The 22120-nt window shown below is 62.3% G+C and carries 16 protein-coding genes; 8 read left to right on the top strand and 8 right to left on the bottom strand.

All coding sequences use genetic code 11. The features are described 5' to 3' along the window. The first annotated feature begins 33 nt into the window (after nucleotides 1-33). The 4 genes from ACFQND_RS05095 to ACFQND_RS05110 all read left to right on the top strand — a co-directional run bounded on the left by ACFQND_RS05095 (nucleotide 34) and on the right by ACFQND_RS05110 (nucleotide 6250). Entirely contained in the window at nucleotides 34-3264 is a 3231-nt protein-coding gene (locus ACFQND_RS05095; protein ID WP_377412501.1) for an efflux RND transporter permease subunit, read from the top strand. Nucleotides 3265-3267: 3 nt separating this feature from the next. Beyond that, nucleotides 3268-4542 carry an efflux RND transporter periplasmic adaptor subunit gene (locus ACFQND_RS05100; protein ID WP_371437754.1) on the top strand — a complete coding sequence of 425 codons (1275 nt, stop codon included), beginning with the start codon at nucleotides 3268-3270 and terminating at the stop codon, nucleotides 4540-4542. Continuing rightward, complete coding sequence (locus ACFQND_RS05105) at nucleotides 4539-5975, top strand: efflux transporter outer membrane subunit (protein WP_377412504.1); 1437 nt, start codon at nucleotides 4539-4541, stop codon at nucleotides 5973-5975. Before ACFQND_RS05100 ends, ACFQND_RS05105 begins: the two co-directional genes overlap by 4 nt. Nucleotides 5976-6097: 122 nt before the next feature. Further along, nucleotides 6098-6250 carry a DUF3096 domain-containing protein gene (locus tag ACFQND_RS05110; RefSeq protein ID WP_377412507.1) on the top strand — a complete coding sequence of 51 codons (153 nt, stop codon included), beginning with the start codon at nucleotides 6098-6100 and terminating at the stop codon, nucleotides 6248-6250. 46 nt (nucleotides 6251-6296) lie between these two features. Here the strand turns inward: ACFQND_RS05110 and ACFQND_RS05115 are convergent, their stop codons facing one another. Together ACFQND_RS05115 and gloB are read right to left on the bottom strand one after the other, a co-directional pair. Continuing rightward, nucleotides 6297-7706 (bottom strand): transglycosylase SLT domain-containing protein, encoded by a 1410-nt coding sequence (locus ACFQND_RS05115; protein WP_371437937.1) that lies wholly within the window; start codon nucleotides 7704-7706, stop codon nucleotides 6297-6299. A 92-nt stretch (nucleotides 7707-7798) separates the two neighbouring features. Next, nucleotides 7799-8617, bottom strand: a complete 819-nt coding sequence (gloB, locus tag ACFQND_RS05120; protein ID WP_377412607.1) for a hydroxyacylglutathione hydrolase — start codon at nucleotides 8615-8617, stop codon at nucleotides 7799-7801. 15 nt (nucleotides 8618-8632) lie between these two features. On the opposite strand from gloB, the gene ACFQND_RS05125 reads away from it, so the two are divergent. The 4 genes from ACFQND_RS05125 (at nucleotide 8633) to ACFQND_RS05140 (ending at nucleotide 14753) form a co-directional block, all read left to right on the top strand. Beyond that, nucleotides 8633-9526, top strand: a complete 894-nt coding sequence (locus tag ACFQND_RS05125) for a class I SAM-dependent methyltransferase (RefSeq protein WP_371437751.1) — start codon at nucleotides 8633-8635, stop codon at nucleotides 9524-9526. Then, entirely contained in the window at nucleotides 9523-10014 is a 492-nt protein-coding gene (rnhA, locus tag ACFQND_RS05130; protein WP_377412511.1) for a ribonuclease HI, read from the top strand. The genes ACFQND_RS05125 and rnhA overlap by 4 nt, the downstream gene beginning before the upstream one ends. Before the next feature lie 210 nt (nucleotides 10015-10224). After that, nucleotides 10225-11556, top strand: coding sequence for an efflux RND transporter periplasmic adaptor subunit (locus tag ACFQND_RS05135; RefSeq protein ID WP_377412514.1), 1332 nt, complete (start codon nucleotides 10225-10227; stop codon nucleotides 11554-11556). A 23-nt stretch (nucleotides 11557-11579) separates the two neighbouring features. Further along, on the top strand, nucleotides 11580-14753 hold the full coding sequence (locus ACFQND_RS05140; RefSeq protein ID WP_377412517.1) for an efflux RND transporter permease subunit: 3174 nt from the start codon (nucleotides 11580-11582) through the stop codon (nucleotides 14751-14753). 159 nt (nucleotides 14754-14912) lie between these two features. On the opposite strand, the gene ACFQND_RS05145 is transcribed toward ACFQND_RS05140, so the two are convergent. From ACFQND_RS05145 to ACFQND_RS05170, 6 genes are all read right to left on the bottom strand, one after another. Next, nucleotides 14913-16445, bottom strand: coding sequence for a molybdopterin molybdotransferase MoeA (locus ACFQND_RS05145; RefSeq protein WP_371437747.1), 1533 nt, complete (start codon nucleotides 16443-16445; stop codon nucleotides 14913-14915). Further along, nucleotides 16442-17008 carry a molybdenum cofactor guanylyltransferase MobA gene (gene mobA, locus ACFQND_RS05150; protein ID WP_371437935.1) on the bottom strand — a complete coding sequence of 189 codons (567 nt, stop codon included), beginning with the start codon at nucleotides 17006-17008 and terminating at the stop codon, nucleotides 16442-16444. Before mobA ends, ACFQND_RS05145 begins: the two co-directional genes overlap by 4 nt. 82 nt (nucleotides 17009-17090) lie before the next feature. Next, complete coding sequence (gene moaA, locus ACFQND_RS05155; protein WP_371437746.1) at nucleotides 17091-18215, bottom strand: GTP 3',8-cyclase MoaA; 1125 nt, start codon at nucleotides 18213-18215, stop codon at nucleotides 17091-17093. Nucleotides 18216-18385: 170 nt separating this feature from the next. After that, a complete protein-coding gene (locus ACFQND_RS05160; protein ID WP_371437745.1) occupies nucleotides 18386-19147 on the bottom strand; it encodes an SDR family oxidoreductase in 762 nt (253 codons plus the stop codon). Nucleotides 19148-19333: 186 nt separating this feature from the next. After that, on the bottom strand, nucleotides 19334-20587 hold the full coding sequence (locus ACFQND_RS05165; RefSeq protein ID WP_371437744.1) for an MgtC/SapB family protein: 1254 nt from the start codon (nucleotides 20585-20587) through the stop codon (nucleotides 19334-19336). 73 nt (nucleotides 20588-20660) lie between these two features. Continuing rightward, nucleotides 20661-22094 (bottom strand): aldehyde dehydrogenase family protein, encoded by a 1434-nt coding sequence (locus ACFQND_RS05170; protein WP_371437743.1) that lies wholly within the window; start codon nucleotides 22092-22094, stop codon nucleotides 20661-20663. Nucleotides 22095-22120: the final 26 nt, after the last annotated feature.

Below are 22120 nucleotides of genomic sequence, written 5' to 3' on the forward strand. Positions count from 1 at the left end.
TTTGATACACCCGAACCCGGAGTTGAACATCCCATGTCCATGGTCCAGTTGGCGCTAAGGCGCCCCTACACGTTTATCGTGATGGCGATGTTGATCGTGCTGGCTACGCCATTCGTTCTGAAGAACATGGCGACGGACATTTTCCCCGAGATCAACATCCCGGTGATCAGCGTGATCTGGAACTACAACGGCCTGCCTGCCCAGGAGATGGGCCAGCGCGTGGCGGGCCAGACCGAGCGCGGCCTGACCACGGTAGTGAGTGACATCGAGCACATCGAGTCGACCTCGCTGGCCGGCGTCAGCATCATCAAGGTGTTCTTCCAGCCAGGCGTCAATATCCAGACGGCGATTGCGCAGGTTGTGGCCTCGGTGCAGACGCAGGTGCGGCAGCTGCCGCCCGGCATCACGCCGCCGCTGGTGATCAAGTATTCCGCATCCAGTATTCCGGTGATGCAGCTCGCCCTGTCCAGCCCGACATTGGCAGAGAACGCATTGTTTGATGTGGCGGTCAATGGCTTGCGTCCCCAGCTCATCACTGTTCCGGGTGTCGCCTCGCCGTTTCCCTATGGCGGCAAGGTGCGCGTGATATCCGTCGATCTCGATACACAGGCCCTGCAGGCACGTGGCCTGTCGCCGGCCGACGTTGTCAATGCCGTCAATACGCAGAACCTGATCCTCCCCTCGGGAACCGTCAAGTTTGGTGAAACCGAATACACCGTGCGCATGAACGGCTCGCCCGATGCGCTGGCCGGCCTCAACGACCTGCCGGTACGCACGGTCAACAACGTCACCACCTACGTGCGTGATGTGGCCCATGTGCGTGATGGTTTCCAGCCGCAAACCAACGTGGTGCGCCAGGATGGCGTGCGCGGCGTGCTGGTCTCTGTGCTGAAGAATGGCGGCGCTTCCACACTGGATATCGTGGCCAACGTGAAGGCCCTTTTGCCGCGCGTCGTGCAGACCCTGCCGGCAGACGTCAAGGTGACGCCTTTGTTCGACCAGTCGGTGTTCGTCAAGGCGGCCGTGCAGGGCGTGGTGGCCGAGGCGCTGATCGCCGCCTGCCTGACTGCCATGATGGTGCTGCTGTTCCTGGGCAACTGGCGCAGCACGCTGATCATTGCGCTGACGATCCCGCTGTCCATCCTGGCTTCGATACTCGCGCTTTTTGCCCTCGGCGAGACACTCAACCTGATGACGCTTGGCGGTCTCGCGCTCTCTGTCGGCATCCTGGTGGACCAGGCCATCGTGACGATTGAAAACATAGAGAGGCACCTGCACATGGGCACGCCGTTGAATGAGGCCATCGAAGTCGGCGCCGGTGAGATCGGCGTTGCGGCCTTTGTCTCCACGCTGTGTATCTGCATCGTGTTCGTCCCCATGTTTTTTCTTTCCGGTGTCGCGCGTTTCCTGTTCGTGCCGCTGGCTGAGGCGGTGGTGTTCGCGATGCTCGCCTCCTACATCCTGTCGCGCACACTGGTGCCTACACTGGTGATGCTGCTGATGGGCGGCGTGCACGATGCAGCAAAGGCCAATACCCAACCTGGCCTGCTGCAACGGCTCTACCGCAGCTTCGACGCGCAGTTCGAGCGCGTGCGCCGTGCCTACACCCTGGCGCTGTCGGCCGCGCTGTCGCACCGCCGGCGCTTTGCTTACCTGTTCCTGGGTTTTTGCCTGCTGTCGTGCCTGTTGTACCCGGTGCTGGGGCGTGATTTCTTCCCGGGCGTGGATGCGGGCCAGATCCGCCTGCACATGCGTGCGCCTACCGGCACCCGCATTGAGGAAACCGCGCGCATCGCCGACGCGGTGGAGACCGTGATCCGTGAACTGGTGCCGCTGGACCAGCTCGAAACCATACTGGACAACATTGGCCTGCCCAACAGCGGCATCAACCTTTCGTACAGCAATGCAGGCACCATAGGCACGATGGACGGCGAGATACTGATGTCGCTGAAGGACGGGCACAGGCCCACAGATGAATTCATCAGCCTGCTGCGCGCCGAGTTGCCAAAGCGCTTCCCCAGCGTGGAGTTTTTCTTCCAGCCGGCCGATATTGCGACGCAAATCCTGAACTTCGGCCTGCCCGCAGCCATCGACGTGCAGTTCACCGGCAATGATGTCGTTGGCAATGCGGCGCGCGCGGCTGAGTTGACCAAGGCCATACGCAAGATTCCCGGGGCGGTCGATGCGCACGTACACCAGCGGCTCGATGGCCCGGTGGTTGATTTGCAGATGGACCGCACGCGGCTGCAGCAGTTCGGCCTGGGCGCGGCCAACGTCGGGCAGAACGTGTTGATCGCGCTGTCGGGCAGTTCGCAGACGGCGCCGGCATTCTGGCTTAACCCACAAAATGGGGTGGTCTACAACGTCGTGGTGCAGTCGCCGCAATACCGGGTCGACTCCGTGGATGCGCTGCTGGGCATTCCGGTCGGTGCCACGCCCGGCGCCAACAGCGGTGCCAATGGCGCGGCGGCCTCTGCCAGCCCGACCCAGTTGCTAGGCAACCTGGTGGATGCCCGGGCGGGGCGGCAAATGCCCATCGTCTCGCGCTACAACATCCAGCCGGCCATAGATGTTTATGTGAGCGTGCAGGGGACAGACCTGGCCAACATCGCCGGCCAGATCAAGACGCTGGTTGACGAGATGGCCCCCAAACTTGCGCGCGGCAACCAGGTCACCATACGCGGCCAGGTGCAGACCATGCAGGCCTCGTTTATCGGTCTTGGCGTCGGGTTGGCCATGGCCATCGTGCTGGTCTACCTGCTGATCGTCGTGACTTTCCAGTCGTGGATAGACGCTGCCATCATCATTACTGCACTGCCGGCGGCGCTGGCCGGCATTGCATGGATGCTGTTCATCACGGGTACGACGCTCAGTGTGCCAGCCCTGACGGGCGCCATCATGACCATGGGTGTGGCCACGGCCAACAGTATTCTGGTGGTGTCGTTCGCGCGCCAGCGCAGGGAAGAAGGCATCACGCCGCTATCGGCCGCACTTGAAGCCGGCGCCACGCGCATCCGCCCGGTACTGATGACGGCGCTGGCCATGATCATAGGCATGATCCCTATGGCTCTTGGTCTTGGCGAGGGCGCCGAGCAGAACGCGCCGCTGGGCCGTGCCGTGATTGGCGGACTGCTGTTTGCAACCGTCTCTACCCTGTTTTTTGTGCCAGTGGTTTACGCGGGCGTACACCAGCGCCTTGCGCAACGCAAGGCGCGCCGCGAGGCACTGCATGAACCCGTGGGCGCCATGCCCGAGGAAAGCTGACCCATGTCCGAAGAACGCCATTCCCAGTTGGCTCTGCATCCAGTCGCGCCGGGTGAGTCGGGCGAGTTGCTCAAGCGCGGGCAGGTCGTGCGCCGCACCAGGATCGCGGTGCTCATCGTCCTGGTGATTCTTGCCATAGGTGCCGGACGCACCGTTGTCAGCCGCGTGCTCAACACGCGCGCGCTTGAAGCGGGCGCTGCCGAGCACAACAAGCAGTATGTCAAGACCACGGTGGCCAGGGCCAGCGATGCAGGCCAGACGCTGGCCTTGCCCGGCACCTTGCAGGGTTTCATTCAGTCGCCGATTTATGCGCGCGCCGGCGGCTACGTCAAGCGCTGGACCAAGGACATTGGCGCCCGCGTAACCAAGGGGGAACTGCTCGCAGAAATTGAAACCCCCGAGATTGACCAGCAGCTGTCGCAGGCCATCGCCGCGCGCCAGCAGGCGGCCGCCAGCCTGGAACTTGCCCAGAGCACATCCGTGCGCTGGGAGGCCCTGCGCAAGAAGGATGCTGTTTCGCAGCAGGAGCTTGACGAGCGCCGCAGTGCCAGCACACAGGCCGTCGCCAACCTTGCGGCGGCCGAGGCCAATGTGCAGCGGCTGCGCCAGCTTGAAAATTTCAAGCGCATCCTTGCGCCTACCGATGGTGTTATCACCCGGCGCAATGTGGATACCGGCGACCTGATAGACGCCGGGGCTGGCGGCGGTCTCACGCGCGCGCTGTTTGTGGTGACCCAGACCGACCCGCTACGGCTGTATGTCAACGTGCCGCAAACCTATGCACAACTGGTCAAGCCCGGGCAAAGTGTGGTGGTGACGCAGGCCGAGTTGCGCGGCCAGAAATTCCAGGGCCAGGTCGCGCGCACGGCTGCGTCCATAGATGCGACTTCACGCTCCATGCAGGTCGAGGTGTCCCTGCCCAATGCCGCCGGGACCTTGCTGCCGGGCGCTTTTGTACAGGTAGCCCTGCCTCTGGTGGCCAGCCGCGGTTTCTCCATTCCCAACAACGCGCTGGTGATTCGCGGCGATGGCGTCAAGGTGGCGGTGGTTGATGCGCAGGGGAGGGTGCATATGAAGCCCATCCAGCTCGGACGCAATTACGGCGAGAAGGTGGAGGTTACCGATGGCCTGGCCGATGGCGACCGGCTGGTGTTGAACCCGTCGGACTCGCTGGCTGAGGGCGATGAGGTGTCGTTTGTCGCGGCGGACGACGACAAGCCCAAGCAGGTCGTGGCCGACAAGGGCAAGGCGGCCGATCCCAGGAAAGTCGTGCCGTGAGTAGCGTGAAGGCTGGGCTGCTTGCTTGGGCCGTGCTTGTGCTTGCTGGCTGCACGGCGGGGCCGGCCTACCGGAAGCCGGGAGTCGACATGCCCGTGGCCTGGCAGCTTGAAGCACCCTGGCGCACCGGTACACCCAACGACCTGGCTTCCAAGGGACCCTGGTGGGAGCGGTTCGGCGACCCGCAGCTCAATGCGCTGGAACAAAAAGCCATGCTCGGCAACCAGACGCTGGCTGCAGCCAACGCACGGCTGGCCCAGGCACGCGCCCTTGTCACGGCCAGTTCCGCCAGCCTGTTTCCGCAAGTGAGCCTGGGCGCGCGTGCGGCGCGCCAGCAGATCTCGGCGAACCGGCCGCTTACGAACTACAACACGCCAAACTTTTCGACCATCCAGAACGACTATGCGGCGTCGCTGTCGGTCAGCTACGAAGTGGATTTGGCGGGCCGGGTGCAGGGTTTGGTTGATGGTGCCAGCGCGTCCGCTGAACAGTCGGCAGCCGACCTGGAGAACACCCGGCTGGTGCTGGCATCCGACCTCGCCGTGAACTACTTCAGCCTTCGTGCACTGGACACCGAACTTGACGTGCTGGCACGCTCCATTGCCTTGCAGCGGCGCGCGCTTGTACTGGCCACCGACCGCCATGACCTGGGCGCTACCTCGGGCCTGGACATGGCGCAGCAGCAGGCGTTGCTGGACACCACACTCACGCAGGTCGATGTGCTCAAGCGGCAGCGGGCCCAGTTCGAGCATGCGATTGCCACGCTCACAGGCACGCCCGCGCCGCAGTTTTCGCTGGCACCGCAGCCTACGCCCATGATCCCACCGGCGATTCCGACAGGGATTCCCTCGGACGTGCTGGAGCGCCGCCCGGACGTAGCGTCCGCCGAGCGTGCCATGGCCGCTGCCAATGCGCAGATTGGCGTGGCCAGCGCGGCGTTTTACCCGAGTGTCATGCTTGCGCCATCCGTTGGCGTCGACAGCCGTTTGTTCCAGCGGCTGTTTGATGCGCCCAGCGTGCTATGGTCGCTGGGTGTTTCAGCGACACAGGTGCTGTTTGATGGCGGAAGGATGCGCGCCAACGTGGATTTCGCGCGTGCCGGTTATGACGTCACGGTTGCCAACTACCGCAGGGTCGTGCTCACGGCCATGCAGGAAGTGGAAGACGGCATCAGCGGTGTTGCAGCTCTGGACCGGGCTTACAGCCAGGCGCAGCGCGCTGTTGCCAGCGCAGGACGCGTGCTCGATATCGCGAACGACCGCTACGAAGGTGGTGTGGCGAGCTACCTGGACGTCATCACGGCGCAGCAGTCCCAGCTAAGCAGCGAGCGTCAGGCCGCCCAGTTGCTGGGCCAGCGCCTGCTGACTTCGGTGTTCTTGGTCAAGGCGCTGGGCGGGGACTGGCAGGGCGCCAGCGGCGTGGCCAGGCAGTAAGGGGCTGAACAGTTTCAAAAACCTGCCGGCTGAAATGGCCGGACTTGTTTTCCTGCTGTCCTACAGCCATTTTTGCGGCTGCCCGCTACAGTGAAATCACTGTACAAACCAAAGGACGCATCATGAACCTCTCCCTGAGCATAGGCCCCATCGCCTCCCTGATTGCGGGTATCCTGATTCTTCTGATTCCCCGGCTCCTGAATTACATCGTGGCGATCTACCTGATCCTCATCGGTCTGGTTGGCCTGTTCGGGTCAGGCCACATGCGGCTTTGAGTCCACGCCTGCTGCGAGCGAAGCTCGCGGCAGACAGCGCTGGGTTTCAGCGTTTTTTCTTCACGACGGGCTTGCTGCTGCGCTTGACGCCCTTGCTCTTGTTTTTGCTGTGGGATGCGCTGGCCTGGCTTTTGACCGGTAAAAACACCACCACCTGGTGCCCCAGCTTGAAGCCGGAGGAGGCGCTGACGTTGTTCCATTCGGCCACGCTGGAGGCGCTGAGGCCGTAACGTTTGGCGATGGTCGCGACCGATTCGCCCTTGCGGGCCTTGACGGTGGTGCGCCGTGTCACGATTTCCGGTGCCAGTGAAACCTGTGCATTGTCCGCAACGTTGCTGGTGACGTCGTTTTCCATTTTTGCGGAGCGGGGCACCAGCAGCGTGGAACCTGCCTTGATCAGCATGCGGGGCGGGATGTTGTTGACGGCGCGCAAGTCGATTTCGCTCATGCCGGTACGCCTGGCGGCTTCAGCGGCGCTCAGGGTAGACGGTGCAGTCCAGGCGGTCCAGCTGGCGTACTGGCCCTGGCTGTAAGCTTCAAAATTACGCTGGAAGACGGTAGCGTTGTCCCATGGCAGCAGTATTTGCGGCGTACCCGCAGCAATGATCACGGGCCGGTGGGCGGACGGGTTCAGTGCTTTGAAATCCTCTATCCGCACGTCGGCGAGTTTTGCGGCGAGCGCCACGTCAATATCGCGGCCAAGTTGCACCTGCTGGAAGTAGGGGTGGTTTTCAATCAGCGGCAGTTCGGTGCGAAAGCCCTGCGGGTTTGCCACGATGTTTTTGACGGCCTGCAGCTTTGGCACATAAAGCCGCGTTTCGGCCGGCATGTTGAGGTCCAGGTAGCCGGTACCCAGGCCGGCCTTCTGGTTGCGTGCAATGGCGCGGCTGACGCTGCCTTCACCCCAGTTGTAGGCCGCCAGTGCAAGGTGCCAGTCGCCAAACATGCCATAGAGCTTTTGCAGGTAGTCAAGCGCTGCGCGGGTGGATGCCAGCACGTCGCGGCGGTCATCGCGGAAGGCGTTTTGTTTGAGGTCAAAGTACTTGCCGGTTGCCGGCATGAATTGCCACATGCCTGCGGCCTTGGCACTTGACACGGCTTGCGGGTTGAAGGCGCTTTCGATGAAGGGCAGCAGGGCCAGCTCGGTCGGCATCTGGCGGCGCTCCAGCTCTTCAACGATGTGGAACAGGTATTTGCTCGAGCGCTCCGTCATGCGCTGGATGTAGTCGGGCCGGGTGACATACCACTGCTCGCGGTCTGTGACCAGGTCGCCCTGCAGGTCCGGCATGGCGAAGCCGCGGCGTATGCGGTCCCACAACTCTTTTGGCGGTTCCGTGGATGAGATTTTCAGTCCGCCAACCTGGCCCGGCGTGATGATGCGAAGCGGGCCGCCGGGAATGAGCGAGGGGACGGTCTTGTCCGATGAAGCGCTGGGGAGGACCGGGTCACCCGGCATGCCCGGCTGGCTGGCACAACCCGCCAGCAGGGCTGCGCAGAAAAGGAGTGTCGATAGAACGAAGCGTGAGGTGTTTGTTCGGTGGTGAGACGTCATTTGAATTGGTTTTTCCACTGCCTGATGGCGGCAAATACGGAGATGTCGTCATGGGCCGCCGCATCAAAATGCATGGCAGCAGTCTTAACCGTGGCTTGCCGGGTGCGCAAGAAGGGGTTGACCAGCAGTTCCCGGGCGATGGAGGTGGGCAGGGTAGGCTGGTCGCGTTCGCGCAATTTTACGCATTGTGCGTTGTAAGCAATCAAATCCGCATTGTGGGGCTCAACTGCCAGCGCAAAGCGCAAATTGCTCAGGGTGTATTCGTGGGTGCAGCACACGCGCGTTTGCGCAGGCAGTGCGGCGAGCTTGTCGAGCGAAGCCAGCATCTGGGCGGGTGTGCCTTCAAACAGGCGGCCACAACCGGCCGAGAAAAGGGTGTCGCCGCAAAACAGCAAAGGTTTGTCGCTCATCTCCGGTTTATCCGGCGACGATGCAGAAAACGACGTGACAGGCGTGGGGGCTGCGCAGTAGTAGGCGATATGGCCCGCAGTGTGGCCGGGTACATCGATCACCTGGAAGTCAAGCCCCATGGCATGTACGGCATCACCTTCGCTCAGCGGCTCATAAGGTGCGGGAATGCGTTCGCTGGCCGGGCCGTATACCCTGGCACCCGTGGCATCGCGCAGCGCATCAACACCACCGATGTGGTCGGCATGGTGGTGCGTGACTAGAATTGACTCCAGTTGCAAGGCTTGGTCCTTCAGCACTCGCATGACAGGCGCGGCGTCGCCGGGGTCCACCACCAGGGCGCGCTTGCCGTCATGCAACATCCAGAGGTAGTTGTCGGCAAAGGCAGGGATGGGAATCAATTTCAACATGCAGTGGTCCTGATGAACTCGCAAATTATAGGTTTGACGCAATGGCTCAAGACCCCGCCTGGCGAGTATCTGCTTGCCTGGGAACGTGCGCAGTTTGATGAAGCCGTCAGCGACATTTTTGGCTACCACGCCCTCCAGCTGGGCATGCCGGAACTGGACACCCTGAAGACCAACCGCATGCCGCATCAGTGGCTGGCATTGCAGAATGCAGCGTTGACTCCTTCCAGCGTATCTGGCGCCACCCCTGCCGTCAATGGCGACGGCCATGATGCGACTTCAATCGCCCCTGCAAGTTCCCGGCGGCGCGCCGCCTTGGTGACCGACTCCGTTGCCTTGCCTTTCCCCGAAAGCAGCCTGGACCTGGTGGTGCTTCCGCACACACTGGAGTTGAGCTGCGACCCGCACGCCACCTTGCGCGAGGTCGAGCGCGTGCTGGTTCCCGAGGGGCGGGTTGTCATCAGCGGCCTGAACCCGACCAGCTTGTGGAGCATGCGCCAGCGGCGTGCGCATTTTTATCGCCGGCTGGGGTACAACGGACTGTTTTTGCCGGATGCCGGAGAGTTCATTGGTTACTGGCGTTTGCGCGACTGGTTGCGGTTGCTGAGCTTTGAGGTAGAGTCGGGGCGCTTCGGCTGTTACCGCCCTGCCTTGACCAGCCAGAAATGGCTGGCGCGGTTTGACTGGATGGACAAGGCCGGTGCGCGCTGGTGGCCCATTTTTGGTGCCGTGTATTTCCTGGTGGCGGTCAAGCGTACTCAGGGCGTGCGCCTGCTGGAGCCGGCCTGGAAGTCGCGTAAAGCAGTGGCCGCCGCACCTGCGGCGGTGGCCAACAAGGAGCTTGCGCCGAATGCCACAACCGATCTTTTAATGACCCGCCGCGGGCCAGAAACAAAAAACAATCCATGACTGCTTCCTCACATGCCGCAAAAACGCCAGATGCCGAACCACAACACATAGTTATTTACACCGATGGCGCATGCAAGGGTAATCCCGGCCCTGGAGGCTGGGGCGCCTTGTTGAGTTCGGGCGGGGCTGAGAAAGAACTGTTCGGCGGCGAGCTGGGCACCACCAACAACCGCATGGAAATCACGGCGGTGATCGAGGCGCTGGCTGCGCTCAAACGGCCCTGCAAGGTGACTTTGTATCTCGACAGCGAGTATGTGCGCAAGGGCATCACCGAGTGGATACAGGGCTGGAAAGCCCGGGGCTGGCGCACGGCGGCCAAGGCCCCCGTCAAGAATGTGGACCTGTGGCAGCGGCTGGATGCGCTGGTATCAACGAGCGGCCACAAGATTGACTGGCGCTGGGTCAAGGGACATGCGGGCGACCCCGGTAACGAGCGTGCCGATGCGTTGGCCAACAAGGGCGTGGAGCGCGCGCTGGGCCGGCTTTGAGCAACGCGGCCACGGGGAGATCGCTCCCGGCAAAATGCATACGATAAGCGTACATAGCAACCCGAAAGCTTGCCACCGGTTGTCCATTTCGTAAAGGCCTTGTAAAGCTGCTGCGCATGGCCCTCCGGGCAAGGCAGGAAACGCTGCACCGAGCGTGGTGTCCTGCTACATTCGCTGGTTGTATCTTTCTATTACAAGTTTCCCTTACCCATGGCATCAAAAGCAATTTACACAGTGGTCGCGGCGGCGGGTATTGCAGCTGCATCAGGCGCTGCCTGGTGGTACCAGAAACCCCGGGCCAATGATGCCGCACCAGGTGTCGCGTCGTCGGCGGCACCTGCAGCTGGGGCTGCCAGCAGTCCGGCCAGTGGTAAACCACCGACCGTAGAGGTTGCGCGAGTGGAAATCGCCAGGCTTACGGACGACACGCAGGCTGTGGGCAGCCTGCGTTCACGCCGTGGTGTAGTGCTCAGGCCCGAGGTGAGCGGGCGTATTACACAGCTTAATTTCACCGATGGCCAGCGTGTGCGCAAGGGCCAGGTGCTGGTGCAGTTTGACGACCAGTTGCCGCTGGCCCAGCTCCAGCAAAGCCAGGCTGAGCTGTCGATTGCGCAGGCCAACCAGAAACGCAACCAGGAACTGGTGGCTGAGAACTTCATCAGCCAGCGCTCGCTGGATGAAAGTGCCGCCAACCTGCAGGTGGCCCAGGCCAAGCTGTCGCTGGCACAAGCCACCGCCGCCCGTCTGAAAATCCTGGCACCCTTTGACGGGATTGTGGGAATCCGCCAGGTCAATGCGGGCGATTACCTGAAGGACGGCGCGGACATCGTCAATATTGAAGACATTGATGCGGTTTTTGTTGATTTCAGGCTGCCCGAGCGTTACCAGAGCAAGATCAAGCACGGGCAGATTGCCATGCTGGATATTGATGCCCTGCCGGGAAAAAAATACACAGCCCAGGTCCAGGCGATCGACCCTCTGATCGATGCGAATGGCCGTTCCGTAGGGGTGCGGGCCTGCATCGATAACCGCCACCTGCAGCTTCGGCCAGGCATGTTTGCACGCGTCAATGCGGTTTTTGGCGTGCGTGAGAATGCGCGTGTCATTCCTGAGGAAGCCATTGTTCCGCAGGGCGGCAGGCAGTTTGTCATCAAATTGCTGCCCGGCGCGACGGAGCAGACCCGGACCACCAAGCGGGTCGAAGTCAAGGTCGGGCTGCGCAGCCCGGGCAAGGTTGAAATCATCGAAGGTCTGGAGGTCGGGGATACGGTGGTGACGACAGGCCAGCAGCGTGTGCAGCGTGACGGCGCAACGGTAACGGTGGCCGACCTCGGCGGTGCGCGGACGGGCCGGCCCGTTACAAATGGGGCGCCGGCGGCTGTTGCCAGTGCAGGTGCTGCAGCACCTGCGCCTGTGCCGCCGGCGCAGCCTATGGCTGCAGCACCAGCCAAAGCTTTAGCGCCATTGCCCGGCCCCAATCCCTGTGCTGGCGCGTCGGCCGGAAGCCGCGCAGTCCCCAGGGCACACCAGGATCGTCACTGACACAAGGCGGATAAGGATTTCCCATGCAACTCGCTGAAACCTCCATACGCCGTCCGGTATTTGCCACCGTGCTGTCATTGCTGATCGTGCTGGTCGGCGCCGTCAGCTTCAATCGCCTGAATGTGCGGGAATACCCAAAAATCGACGAGCCCGTGGTCACGGTGAGCGTGCGGTACGCCGGGGCATCGGCCGAGGTCATCGAGTCACAGGTCACCAAACCGCTGGAGGACTCGATTGCCGGTATTGATGGCGTGGACGTCATCACCTCCATCAGCCGCGCCGACCAGGCACAGATCAGCGTGCGCTTCCGTCTTGAGAAAGACGCCGACTCGGCTGCAGCCGAAGTGCGCGACCGTACCTCGCGCGTGCGCAACCGCCTGCCGCAGGCGATTGAAGAGCCGGTGATTGCCAAGGTCGAGGCCGATGCTTTTCCTGTCATCCAGCTGGCCTTTTCCAGCGAGTCGATGACACCACTGCAGATCAATGACCTGGTCAACCGCATCGTCAAGCCGCGCCTGCAAACCGTGACCGGTGTTGCCGATGTACGAATTTACGGCGAGCGCAAGTACGCCATGCGCGTCTGGCTGGACACCGACAAGCTGGCCGCCTACAAGCTGACCACGCAGGATGTGGAGGATGCCATCACCCGCAGCAACCTGGAACTGCCGGCCGGTCGCATCGAGTCGCAGCAGCGCGAGTTCAGCGTGACCTCGCAGACCGACCTGGTCCGGCCAGCGCAGTTCCGCGACATCGTCATCAAGAACGTCAACGGCTTTAGCATCAAGGTACGTGACGTGGCGCGTGTGGAAGAGGGCGCCGCCGACGAACGAACGGCGGTTCGTCTGAATGGCCGCTCTGCCGTGGCGGTGGGCATCATCCGTCAGGCGACGGCCAATCCGCTGGACCTGTCAAAAGGTGTGCGGGAAGCCTTTCCCAAGCTGAAGGCTGACCTGCCGGCGGACATGCTGATCGACGTTGCCAATGACAATTCGGTGTTTATCGACCGCTCCGTCAACAACGTTTACCACACCATCGCCGAAGCGATTGTGCTGGTGGCGCTGGTGATTTTTGTGTTTTTGCGCACGGCGCGCGCTTCCATCATTCCCATCGTCACCATCCCGGTGAGCCTGATTGGCACCTTCGCCATGATGGCTCTGGCGGGGTTCACGATCAATACATTGACCCTTCTGGCACTGGTGCTGGCCATTGGCCTGGTGGTGGATGATGCCATCGTCATGCTGGAAAACATCTTCAGGCATATCGAGGAAGGCATGGATCCGTTCTCCGCGGGCATCAAGGGGGCGCGTGAAATCGGCTTTGCCGTGGTCACCATGACCGCGACCCTGGTGGCGGTGTATGCGCCGCTGGCCTTCACGCCGGGGCGTACCGGGCGTTTGTTTGTCGAGTTTGCGCTGGCGCTGGCCGGCGCTGTGGTGGTGTCGGGTTTTGTGGCGCTGACCCTCACGCCCATGATGTGCACGCAACTGCTCAAGCACAACCCCAAGCCAAACCGGTTTGACCGTTTCATGGAGCGGGCGTTGACGTCCATCTCCGATCGTTACGGCGCCTTGCTGCGCTGGGTGGTGACCGCACGTTATGTGGCGCCGGCGGGCCAGGCTGGCAGGCGTGGCGCGGGCCGGTGGCTCAAGGCTTGGATTCTGCAGGCACGCTGGATTGTGATCGGGGTGATGTTGCTCAGCGCCCTGGCCATCGCGCTGGTGTTCCCGACGATGAAACAGGAACTTTCCCCGATCGAGGATCGCGGCGTGATCCTGGCCAACGTGAATGCGCCCGACGGTGCCACGCTGGACTACACCAACCGTTATGCAAAAGCCCTGGAGAAGATGGGCGAGTCCTTCCCCGAGTTCGACCGCATTTTTGCCAACGTGGGTAACCCGACGGTGGCGCAAGCCAGCGTGGTCTACCGCACGGTTGACTGGGATGACCGCAAGCGGTCCACCATGGAGATGGCGCGTGAACTGCAGCCAAAATTCAATGCGCTGCCCGGCGTGACGGCATTCCCGATCACGCCGCCCTCGCTGGGCCAGGGCTTTCGCGAACGGCCGCTCAATTTTGTGATCCAGACCTCGGACAGCTACCAGAACCTCAACACGGTGGTGCGCCAGATGCTGGACGAGATCGCCAAAAATCCAGGCATCGTCTCGCCCGATGTGGACCTGCGGCTCAACAAACCCGAGCTGCGCATAGAAGTGGAGCGTGACAAGGCGGCCGACCTCGGCGTCAGCGTGCAGGTGGTTGCAAAAGCGATCGAAACCCTGCTGGGCGGGCGCAATGTCACCCGCTACAAACGCGATGCCGAGCAGTACGACGTGATCGTGCAGACCGAGGCCAGCGGCCGCACCACACCGGAAGACATTGACCGCATTTATGTGCGCGGGCGCAACGACGCCATGATTCCGCTGTCGGCACTGGTCAAGGTGCGTGAAAGCGTCTCCCCGCGTGAGCTGAACCACTTTGGCCAGCGCCGCTCGGTGTCCATCACGGCCAGCCTGGCGGGTGACTATTCCCTGGGTGAGGCGCTGAAATTCATGGACCAGACCGCAGCCAAGGTGCTGAAAACCGGCTACAGCACCGACCTGAACGGTACCTCCCGTGAGTTCAGAAACTCGCAGGGCGCGCTGGCCATTGTGTTTGTCCTGGCCCTGGTGTTTATTTTCCTGGTGCTGGCCGCGCAGTTTGAGAGTTTTGTCGACCCGCTGGTGATCATGCTGTCTGTGCCGCTTTCAATGATTGGCGCGCTGCTGGCCCTGAAATGGAGCGGCGGCTCGCTCAACGTTTACTCGCAGATTGGCCTGATCACGCTGGTCGGCCTGATCACCAAGCACGGCATCCTGATCGTGGAGTTCACCAACCAGCTGCGCGGGCAGGGCATGGAGATGATCGATGCGCTGGTCAAGGCCTCGTCGCAACGTCTGCGACCCATCATGATGACCACCGGTGCCATGGTGCTGGGTGCCTTGCCGCTGGCCCTGGCCACTGGCGCGGGCGCCGAAAGCCGCATGCAGATCGGCTGGGTGATTGTGGGCGGCATGTCGCTGGGGACCTTGCTGACCGTGTTTGTGGTGCCCACCATGTACACCCTGTTTGCCCGCTCGGCGGTGCCGGGTGCCAACAAGGCTGTGGCGAAGGAGCAGCCGGATGGGCATCATGAGCATCCAGAATACGTAGCCGAATAGCGGGCCAACTCCTTTTCAATGCAAAACGCCCTCTCAGAGAGGGCGTTTTGCTTGGGATTCTTTATTCCAGCCGGGGCCGCGGAACTGGCTTTGCCAGGCCGCAGGCGCAGCACCCCCTCGGGGGGCAGCGAACCACACGAAGTGGGGAGCGCGGGGGCCCTATATAGCTCCGTCAAACATCAGCACATCCACCTCGCCACCCACGGCAATGTTGCCCTGGGCATGGTGCAAGACCATCAGCCCATTGGCCTCGGCCATGGAGCGCAGTACACCGGAGCCCTGGTTTCCTGTGGTCCTGACCTGCAGCGAGCCGTCGGGCGCGGTGGATACCCAGCCGCGCTGGTATTCGGTGCGGCCCGGCTTTTTGCGGATGGCCTCCAGGCTGCGTGCCTTGAGCAGCGGTTGTGTAGTCGCACTGGCACCCATCATCTGCAGCAAGGCAGGGCGCACAAAGGCCAGGAAGGTCACCATGACTGCGACCGGGTTGCCGGGTAAACCGAAGAGGATGGCCCCCACGCTCCCCACTTCGTGTGGTTCGCTGCCCCCCGAGGGGGCTGTTTCGCCTTGGGGTGGCCCGGCGGCGAAACGGACGGCGCCGCTGTCCTCATGGTTGCTATTATTTTCATAGCTGGCTGCGCGCGATATATGGAGGCCAGGGGCCGATTTGGCTTGTAATTTGGCAGGTAGCAGGCGTCCCACGGCCATGGGGCGGCCTGGCCGCATGGCGATGCGCCAGAAGGCCACATCTCCGAGCTTTTTCATCATAGTTTTGGTGAAATCCGCTTCGCCCACACTGACACCGCCCGACGTAATGATGGCATCGGCCTGCATGGCTGCGCTTGTGAAAGCGGTTTCGAGCAGGGCCGGGTCGTCGCGCACCACGCCCATATCGATGACCTGGCAGCCCAGGCGGCTGAGCATGCCAAAGACGGTATAGCGGTTGCTGTCGTACACGGCGCCTTCGCGCGGCGCTTCGCCCAGCGACAGGATTTCATCGCCGGTTGAAAAATAAGCGACACGCAACGGGCGCCATGTCTTCAGTGTTTTAAGGCCCAAAGAGGCCGCCAGTCCAAGCCGGGCGGGCGTAAGCAGCTCGCCTTTCAGGAGCGCCGGTTTGCCTTGGGCGAGGTCTTCACCGCGCAGCCGGCGGTTATCACCTGGCTTGAGAAGCTTTGCCGGGATGGTGATGAGATCACCCTGAAGCGCTACAAACTCCTGCGGCACCACCGTGTCCAGCCCTTGCGGCATGATGGCGCCGGTCATGATCTTGACGCACTGGCCGGCTTTAACGCTGCCTTGCCAGGCCTTGCCTGCGAGTGCCGTACCTACGACTTTCAGTTCAAACGCCTCGCCGGGCGCGAGCGAACGCCGCGCCGGGCCGCCCCAAGCAAGTTCAGCCCCCTCGGGGGGCAGCGAACCACACGAAGTGGGGAGCGTGGGGGCCAATTCATTACCGGCAAAGGCGTAACCGTCCATCGCCGAATTGTCATGCGGCGGCACATCGAAGGGCGACACCACATCGGCTGCCAGCACACGGCCCAAGGCTTCAAACAGGGGCAGTTCGACGGCTTCCTGGACCGGTGTGACCAGCCTGGACAAAAATGCCAACACGTCGTCGGCTGAGAGCGCTTGCGGATCGTAGCCCTGCAGTTCGGCCGCAATCTGCGCCAGTGTTTTTACATCAGGGCTCACGGCAGGCGGGATTCAAGTTGGTGCAGTTCGGCCAGCGTGTTGGCATTGAAAAAGCTGTGGGCATCATCCCCGGCACGGTTGAAGGGCACGTTGACGGTCTTGTGTTGTGCCGTCCATGCATCGATCTTGCGGCCGCCGTTTTTGGTGAAGTGCACCAGGCTTTCAAGCATGCCGGTGTGCATCAGGCAAAACACGGGCTGCGGCCTTAACTGTCCGTCTTCTTCCGGTGCGGCGGCTACCGCAAAGTCTGCACCTTCCAGCGCAAAGGCCTTTGCCATGCGCTCCACCAGGTCAAGCGGAAACAGCGGCGTATCGCACGGTACCGTGAGCATGTAGGGGGTTTCGCAGCGCTCCAGCCCCGTCATGAAGCCAGCCAGTGGCCCGGCGTATTCACCCAGGCCTGTACTGTCGGGCCAGACAGGCACGCCGAACGACTCATACGCCGCCAGGTTACGGTTGGCATTGATCATGACTTCACCCACCTGCGGGCCCAGCCTGAGCAGGGTGTGCAGGGCCAGCGGCACGCCGTTGAAGTTTTGCAGGCCCTTGTCGGCACCGCCCATGCGGGAACCGCGGCCTCCGGCCAGGATTACTGCTGTGATGGCTTCGGCATGCAGGGGGACAGTTAAATCGGCATTCACAAAGTCATCCTCCGATGTAACTCATTTCGACGCGTTTGAGACCGTTGTCTAGCGGGCTTGTGTCTGCAGGCATGGCTGCACGCAGTTCCGAATAACGGTCATCCCGCTTTTGCCAGATATGGCTTACCGCGCCCGCTATCTGGTCGTCCGCATAGCCACCACGTAACAGGGCGCGCAAATCATGCCCCTGGCTGGCAAACAGGCATAAAAACAGCTTGCCTTCGGTCGACAGCCGCGCCCGGTTGCAGTCGCTGCAAAAGGCCTGGGTAACGCTGCTGATCACGCCGATCTCACCCCCACCATCGGCATAACGCCAACGCCCGGCCGTCTCGCCTGTGTAGTTGGGGTTGATGGATGTGAGCGGGAATTCGGCATTGATCCGTTCAATGACCTGGGCGGAAGGCAGTACCTCGTCCATGCGCCAGCCGTTGGTGGCGCCCACGTCCATGTATTCAATAAAACGCAGCACGGCGCCCGAATGGCGGAAATGCCGCGCCATGGGCAGGATTTCTGCATCGTTGGTGCCGCGCTTGACCACCATGTTGATCTTGATCGGCGACAGCCCGACCTTTTGCGCGACCTCGATGCCCTTAAGCACATCGGCCACCGGAAAGTCCACATCGTTCATACGGCGGAAAGTCGCATCGTCCAGCCCGTCCAGGCTGACAGTCACGCGCTGCAGGCCAGCATCCTTTAACGACTGGGCCTTTCTTGCCAGCAACGAGGCATTGGTGGTCAGCGTGATGTCCAGCGGCCTGCCTTCGGGCGTTTGCAGTTTTGCCAGCATTTCAATCAGCACTTCAAGGTGCTTGCGCAACAGCGGCTCGCCGCCCGTGAGCCTGATTTTTTCAACGCCATGTGCCACAAAAATACGCGCCAGGCGGGTGATTTCCTCAAAACTCAGGAGCGAGGTCTGCGGCAAAAAGGCGTAGTCCTTGTTGAACACCTCGCTGGGCATGCAGTAGCTGCAGCGAAAGTTGCAGCGGTCGGTCACGCTGATGCGCAGGTCGCGCAGGGGACGGGCCAGGGTGTCGCTTAACAAACCCGTGGGTGCCTCCAGTCGCGCAGGAATGTGCGGAACGCGGCTTGCGTAGCGTATGTCGGCCAGGGGGATAACTTTGTCTGTCATTGTGGGGTGCCCAAGGGGAGAATTTACTCCATTGGCCCGGCTGGGGCGCTAAAAAGAGGTCTTAACCCCCAAGAGATGCGCGTTATTGACCCTGGCCCTGGTGGCATGGGGTCGTGTCTTCACCCGCAGGCGCAGCGGCCCCCTCGGGGGCAGTGAGCGGCCGTGGGGGCCTACACACATCGTGCGCCGTCCACCTCAATACATACGCCGCTGATAAAGTCCGCCTCGTCGCTGGCCAGGTACAGCGCGGCATTGGCCACGTCCAGCGCGGTTGAAAAACGCCCCAACGGGATGCTGGCCCGGAACCTGGCCTTGCGTTCTTCGTCCACCGGGCCACCGGCAAATTCGGCAGACAGGCCTGTGTCGGGGTTAAACACCGGGTTGATGCAGTTCACTCGGATATTGTCCGGGCCCAGCTCGGCGGCCAGGGATTTTGAGGTGGTGATGACCGCGCCCTTGGAGCCGTTGTACCAGGTCAGGCCCGGCCGCGGACGCACGCCGGCCGTCGAGGCGATGTTGATGAAACTGCCGCCGCCCTGTTCGCGGAACACCGGCGTTGCATGAATGGTTGAGAGGTAAATGCTTTTGACGTTGATGGCGTAACACTTGTCAAAATCATCTTCGCTGACGTCCAGTGCCGGCTGGTTGCGGTGCGTCCAGCCTGCGTTGTTGACCATCACATCCAGTTTGCCGTAGCGTTGCATTGCGGCATCCACCAGCGCCTTGACCTCTGCGGATCTGGTGACGTCAGCAGCGAAAAAAGATGCCGTCCCCCCGGCCTTGACGATGGCTGCCACGACCTTTTCACCCATCGTGGCATTGATGTCGTTGACGATGACCTGCGCGCCCTCGGCGGCCAGGCGCCTGGCAATGCCTTCGCCTATGCCGCCGCCCGAGCCTGTGACGATGATTGATTTGTCCTTGAGCCGCATTTTGGAATGTCCTTTTTGCTACGTATCTAATAGCTTCTTGTGCCCATTGTGATTGAGCTTCTTGCTGATTCTTCTCATGATTCTTGTGTACATACAGCGTCCTGGCAGGAGGGTGCTCTCCACGCCTGCGAATCGCCTGTTCAGGGCATGATTGAAGGGGGCAGAGGGGATTTTTCGCATGCCCGGTTATTTTCCTGGAAGTGGCATGAACGCATACCCCAGCCAGACCACGGCCAAGACCACGAGCGACCCGGCGCCTATCCTGGCGGCAAAGGCGAGCCCGCCAGAGACTGTGGCGGCTATCAGTTTGCTGAGCACATTGGTGGAAAACCCCAGCAGCACAGCCCACAGAATCTGTGCCGGATTCAATTGACCGCTGGCGCCCAGCGACAGCACCGAGGTGGCGGCGGCATGTGCGTCGGCAAACCCGGCAATGGCGGCGCCAAGGCCGACCGCGGTCTGGCCGAAGTGCGCGTTGGCCAGCGCGACGGCGCCGGTCACCAGCGTGAGGGTCAACGCAAACCCCATCGCGTGCACCAGGTTGAAGGCATGTCCCTGGGATGGCGGCGTTGCGGCTGTCTGGCGATGCGCGAGCACACTGACGCAGGCGACGAGGATGGCGCAGACCCAGCCCGCGAGAAGGCTGGGCGCCAGTGTGGCGAGCGCGGCTGGGTAGATGGCCGCCGTCACCAGAAACAACTGGGGGATGGTGGCGACATTCGAACACAGGGCGCCGGATACACAGGCACTGAGGAGTTCGGGCTGCTGACGTACCTTCAGGCCCATGGCCGCGGTGGTCGCGGTACTTGAGACAAGGCCAGAGGCCAGCCCCGACAAGGCGTAGCCTAGCCGCGCGCCGCCCAGGCGCAGGGCCACGTAGCCAATGGCCTGGAGCGCCATCAGGAGCACCACCAGGCTCCAGATCCGGCGCGGGTTGATGCCGGCCAGCCATGAAATGGACTGGTTGGGCAGCAGTGGCAGAACCACCAGTGCCGCGCCGGCCAACACCAGGCCATCGCGCAATTCGGTGGCTGACAGCAGCGTGATCGAAAACCGGTGCAAGGCACTGCGGGCCACCAGCAGGCCGGCCACTATGACGGCCGTGCCGGCTGATATGACGGGCGCGGGGATAGCTGCTACACCCAGCAGATAGGTGATGAACAAGGCGATTTCAGTGGTGACGCCGGGATCGCGTGAGCGATCGCGCCAATAGGAAATCAGGATCAGCGCCACGATCAGCAAAGCGCCCAGGAATACCAGCCAGGTTTGAGCCAGTGCCTGCGCCAAGGCCCCGCCGAGGGCGGCCAATGCAAAGGTGCGAACGCCAGCCAGCCTTCGATGCGGTCCGCGGCCCTTGCGCCGTTCGCGCTCAATGCCGATCAACAGACCGCTGCCGAGCGCGACGGCAAAGCCGATCAGCACATTTTCATCAATAGGCATAGGCACTTTGAAGCAGTTGCCCGCAGCAGACAGGCATCACCGGGCGCGACGGTGCAGCCTGCAGACCCTGAATCTAACCATGGCGCACCGCCACCGTCTTCAAGGTCGTGAAACCATACAGCGCCTCAAAGCCCTTCTCACGCCCGTAACCGGATGACTTCACGCCGCCGAAGGGCAATTCCACCCCGCCGCCCGCGCCGTAGTTGTTGATAAACACCTGGCCGCTTTTGACACGTTTGGCCATGCGGAACTGGCGGGCGCCGTCGCGGGTCCAGATGCCTGCGACCAGGCCGAACCGGGTGGCGTTGGCGAGTTCCACCGCGTGGTCTTCATTCTTGAAACTCATGGCGCAGAGCACAGGGCCGAAGACTTCTTCCTGCGCCAGCCTGTGCATCACGGGCACGTCGCGCAGCAAGGTAGGGGCCTGGTAAAAGCCGGTGTCAGGCGCTTCATCCACGATCTGGCCCTGAGCCACCATGGGGATGCTGGCCACATGGGCATCGCTTAAAAAATCCCAGACGCGCTGCTGCTGGCTCTGGCGGATCAGCGGGCCGACATCGAGGTCCATGGCCGCAGGGCCGACGCGCAGGCTTTCAAAAGCCCGGCCGAGCCGCTCCAGCAGCGGTTCGTAAATGCTTTGCTCGACCAGCAGGCGGGAGCCGGCCGAGCAGGTTTGCCCGGCGTTTTGCACAATGGCATTGATGATTGTGGGAATTGCCGCATCCAGGTCGGCATCGGCAAACACAATCTGCGGGCTTTTGCCGCCCAGCTCCAGCGTGACGGGGCAATGGCGCTCGGCCGCCACCTGCTGGATCAGTGTGCCGACTGTGGGGCTGCCGGTAAAGCTGATGTGGTCTATGCCCTTGTGGCGGGCCAGTGCGTCGCCGACTTCGTGACCATAGCCAGTCACGATGTTGATCGCGCCGGCGGGGAAGCCGACTTCGGCGGCGAGCTGCGCCACGCGGATGAGTGACAGGCAGGCATCTTCCGCAGGCTTGATCACGCACACATTGCCGGCGGCCAGCGCGCCGCCCACGCTGCGCCCGAAGATCTGCATGGGGTAATTCCACGGGATGATGTGGCCGGTCACGCCATGCGGTTCGCGCCAGGTCATCACGCTGTAGCCGTCCAGGTAGGGAATGGTTTCGCCGTGCAGCTTGTCGCAGGCACCTGCATAAAACTCGAAGTAGCGCACCAGCGCGGCAGCGTCGGCTTTGGCCTGCTTGACGGGTTTGCCGCAGTCGCGTTGCTCTATCAGCGCCAGTTCATCGGCGTGCGCCGCGACCTTGGCCGACAGGCGCATGAGCAGGCGGCCGCGCTCTGCAGCGCTGATGCGCTGCCAGACCAGGTCCAGGCATTCGCGGGCAGCGTTGACTGCGGTGTCCATGTCGCTGGCATTGCTGCGCTGTATCTCGTCAAACACCTGGCCGTCGGACGGGTCTATGACCGGGATGGTTTTGCCGGAAGACGAGGGGACGGAGGTGTTGGCGATGTAGTTGAGCTGCATACCCTGATTTTGCTTCAAGCCGCCAG

The sequence above is a fragment of the Polaromonas aquatica genome (genome assembly GCF_042659145.1).
GTDB classification, from domain to species: domain Bacteria; phylum Pseudomonadota; class Gammaproteobacteria; order Burkholderiales; family Burkholderiaceae_C; genus Polaromonas; species Polaromonas aquatica.

Bases quoted from the DNA above. Each gene is read 5' to 3' on its own strand.
- ACFQND_RS05095 (WP_377412501.1), top strand. From the start codon at position 34: ATGTCCATGGTCCAGTTGGCGCTAAGGCGCCCCTACACGTTTATCGTG.
- ACFQND_RS05100 (WP_371437754.1), top strand. From the start codon at position 3,268: ATGTCCGAAGAACGCCATTCCCAGTTGGCTCTGCATCCAGTCGCGCCG.
- ACFQND_RS05110 (WP_377412507.1), top strand. From the start codon at position 6,098: ATGAACCTCTCCCTGAGCATAGGCCCCATCGCCTCCCTGATTGCGGGT.
- ACFQND_RS05115 (WP_371437937.1), bottom strand. From the start codon at position 7,706: ATGCCGGGTGACCCGGTCCTCCCCAGCGCTTCATCGGACAAGACCGTC.
- ACFQND_RS05125 (WP_371437751.1), top strand. From the start codon at position 8,633: ATGAACTCGCAAATTATAGGTTTGACGCAATGGCTCAAGACCCCGCCT.
- rnhA (WP_377412511.1), top strand. From the start codon at position 9,523: ATGACTGCTTCCTCACATGCCGCAAAAACGCCAGATGCCGAACCACAA.
- ACFQND_RS05135 (WP_377412514.1), top strand. From the start codon at position 10,225: ATGGCATCAAAAGCAATTTACACAGTGGTCGCGGCGGCGGGTATTGCA.
- ACFQND_RS05140 (WP_377412517.1), top strand. From the start codon at position 11,580: ATGCAACTCGCTGAAACCTCCATACGCCGTCCGGTATTTGCCACCGTG.
- mobA (WP_371437935.1), bottom strand. From the start codon at position 17,008: ATGGGCGGTGCCGACAAGGGCCTGCAAAACTTCAACGGCGTGCCGCTG.
- moaA (WP_371437746.1), bottom strand. From the start codon at position 18,215: ATGACAGACAAAGTTATCCCCCTGGCCGACATACGCTACGCAAGCCGC.
- ACFQND_RS05160 (WP_371437745.1), bottom strand. From the start codon at position 19,147: ATGCGGCTCAAGGACAAATCAATCATCGTCACAGGCTCGGGCGGCGGC.
- ACFQND_RS05165 (WP_371437744.1), bottom strand. From the start codon at position 20,587: ATGCCTATTGATGAAAATGTGCTGATCGGCTTTGCCGTCGCGCTCGGC.
- ACFQND_RS05170 (WP_371437743.1), bottom strand. From the start codon at position 22,094: ATGCAGCTCAACTACATCGCCAACACCTCCGTCCCCTCGTCTTCCGGC.